Source organism: Acinetobacter sp. SWAC5, from assembly GCF_003419885.1.
Lineage (GTDB): Bacteria > Pseudomonadota > Gammaproteobacteria > Pseudomonadales > Moraxellaceae > Acinetobacter > Acinetobacter cumulans.
This window is the reverse complement of sequence record NZ_QUWR01000058.1, coordinates 1-2,746: the sequence shown is the minus strand read 5'-3', so window position 1 is coordinate 2,746 and position 2,746 is coordinate 1. Positions and strand designations below refer to the sequence as shown.

Below are 2,746 nucleotides of genomic sequence, written 5' to 3'. Positions count from 1 at the left end.
TCTATCTAGTTTCCTTTGAAGAAGTTTTACCAATTTGGAAAGGCTAGGTTTACAACTATATTGTAAAAAACCGCTATTTTTCTAAACTGAAAAATCCATTGAGTTTAGAACTGTAATGTGGATTTATTCAATTAGATTTGATGTAAGTTGTTGATTTTACATTTTGCCAGTTTAAGACATTAATGTAAAAAGACAAATAGTCCTCGTATAGGCAAAAATACACGTAATGGCTATACAACAAAACGGCTATTTACTGATGATGGTGAATTTGAACTAGACACGCCTAGAGATCGTGATGGCACTTTTGAGCCCCAGCTGATCAAGAAGAGTCAAACCCGTATCACACAAATGGATAGCCAAATCCTATCCCTATACGCCAAAGGCATGACGACACGAGATATTGTTGCTACATTCAAGGAAATGTACGATGCGGATGTCTCCCCAACGCTTATTTCCAAAGTGACGGATGCAGTTAAAGAACAAGTAATAGAATGGCAAAATCGACCATTGGATGCCCTTTATCCTATTGTCTATATGGATTGTATCGTGGTGAAAGTGCGTCAAGATAGTACGATTATTAACAAAGCGGTGTATCTAGCATTAGGTGTCAATACAGACGGACAGAAAGACTTATTAGGTATGTGGATGTCAGAAAACGAAGGTTCTAAATTTTGGCTCTCAGTCCTTACAGAACTGAAAAATCGTGGTTTAAAGGATATTCTGATTGCCTGCGTAGATGGACTGAAGGGCTTTCCTGATGCAATCAATACAATTTACCCTGATACGCATATTCAGTTGTGTATCATCCACATGGTACGCAACAACCTTAAATATGTGAGTTGGAAAGACTACAAAGCTGTCACAGCCGATTTAAAAAAGATATATCAAGCTGTTACAGAAGACGCAGCCTTACAGGCTTTAGATGAATTTGGACAAAAATGGGATGAGAAGTATCCTCAAATCAGCAAGTCATGGCTTGCCAACTGGTCGAATCTCAACACGTTCTTCGCTTACTCTATGGATATTCGCAAAGCGATTTACACGACGAATGCGATTGAATCATTGAACAGTGTTATCCGCCATGCAACCAAGAAAAGAAAAATCTTCCCAACTGATGATTCCGTGAAAAAGGTGGTATATTTAGCAATTATGGCAGCAAGCAAAAAATGGACGATGCCTATTCAGAATTGGAAAGCTGCTATGAATCGCTTTAGTATCATGTTTGAAGAGCGTGTAACCAAGTATTTTTAAAACTGTATTTACACAGAATTATTTACACCCTTTCAAGCTTCTGTTTAAATGCTTCTTCAACATTACTATCATCATCTAAAAGTGAAAATTTTGGTAATTCCAAATATAGCTTATCTAAGTATTGCTTTACCAAACTGCTGGCATTACTTCTACCCTTTTCTAAAGCATCTATTGCCATTCGATATTGAGTATTTGTGAATAATGCAACTTGATTATCTTCAGCAACAATAAAACTCGGAGCACTACCAAGAAGTTTAGGTTTCTCATATTTATATTTATCATAAGCCCAACGAACTAACTTTTCATATTCCTCTGCATATCTTTCAGAATCCGACAAATCAACATGTAGTCTACCTGCATAAAATATAGGTTTAGGAGCATCAGGTTCAGCTATAACAGCGACAATTTTATTTTTATCCCTTTTACTATAAAGCTCCTGCGATAGAATCGTAGATTCAGTTCCAACACCGCCATGGCGTTGATTTGCACGATCCGTATATTTTCCATCAATAATCATAATTATTTTAGTAATAGTAGGATCATTAACCATACTTTCCATGAAGAATATTGGGTCATCTCCTTCTCTTAATTCCCATTTATCAAGGGCAATATCAATACCATCTTTCATTAAGTTTTCAGCTAATTCTAGAACCCATTCTTCATGTTCAGGACTTGACCAACTATATGAAACAAATATTTTAGGTACATCGACTTGCTGCATTTTTAATATCTCAAAGATAAACAATTATTTTAAAGCTTTGTACACGACAAAAAAAGATAACTCATTGAAATAATGGCATAATACTTGTTTTCTGACGACGAATATGATGACACATTTCAATGAGTTACATCTCATCTTAAACAAATATCTAAAGTGGAACAAGTCACATGCAAAATGTTTTACACTGATTATGCTTGCATTAATTGTAAAACAGACATGTAATCTTTCTTCTGCATCTAAAGCCTTACCCATCAAGTGCTTACCACAATCATTTTATCGACGTATACAACGCTTCTTTGCAGATCAGTATTTCGATTATCGTCAAATTTCTCAGTTAATTTTCAATATATTTTCATTCGATAAAGTCCAATTAACTTTGGATAGAACTAATTGGAAATGGGGAAAACGAGATATTAATATCTTGATGTTAGCCATCGTCTATCGTGGAATAGCGATACCTATTGTTTGGACATTGCTCAATAAACGTGGAAATTCAGATACAAAAGAGCGTATTGCTTTGATTCAACGCTTTATCTCCATTTTTGGTAAAGATCGTATTGTGAATGTGTTTGCAGACAGAGAATTTATCGGTGAGAAATGGTTTACATGGTTAATTGAAAATGACATTAACTTCTGTATACGTGTTAAAAAAACTTTATTGTGACCAATCACTTAGCCAAGAATCATAAAATTAGTGATTTATTTCGTCATCTTCAAGTTGGTCAAACTGAATGTCGTAAACGACGTATTTGGGTTGGTCGAGTGAAACTGTAT

The 2,746-nt window shown here is 35.1% G+C and carries 1 protein-coding gene and 2 pseudogenes; 2 read left to right on the top strand and 1 reads right to left on the bottom strand.

The window, feature by feature from the left end; translation table 11 throughout:
* Positions 1-195: 195 nt before the first annotated feature.
* Positions 196-1,251 (top strand): annotated as a pseudogene (locus tag DYI81_RS17730) (IS256 family transposase); the annotation flags it as partial.
* 22 nt (positions 1,252-1,273) lie between these two features.
* Here DYI81_RS17730 and DYI81_RS17725 read toward each other — a convergent pair.
* Positions 1,274-1,972 carry a toll/interleukin-1 receptor domain-containing protein gene (locus DYI81_RS17725; protein ID WP_228199101.1) on the bottom strand — a complete coding sequence of 233 codons (699 nt, stop codon included), beginning with the start codon at positions 1,970-1,972 and terminating at the stop codon, positions 1,274-1,276.
* 106 nt (positions 1,973-2,078) lie between these two features.
* Here DYI81_RS17725 and DYI81_RS17720 point away from each other — a divergent pair.
* Positions 2,079-2,746 (top strand): annotated as a pseudogene (locus tag DYI81_RS17720) (IS4-like element ISAba33 family transposase); the annotation flags it as partial.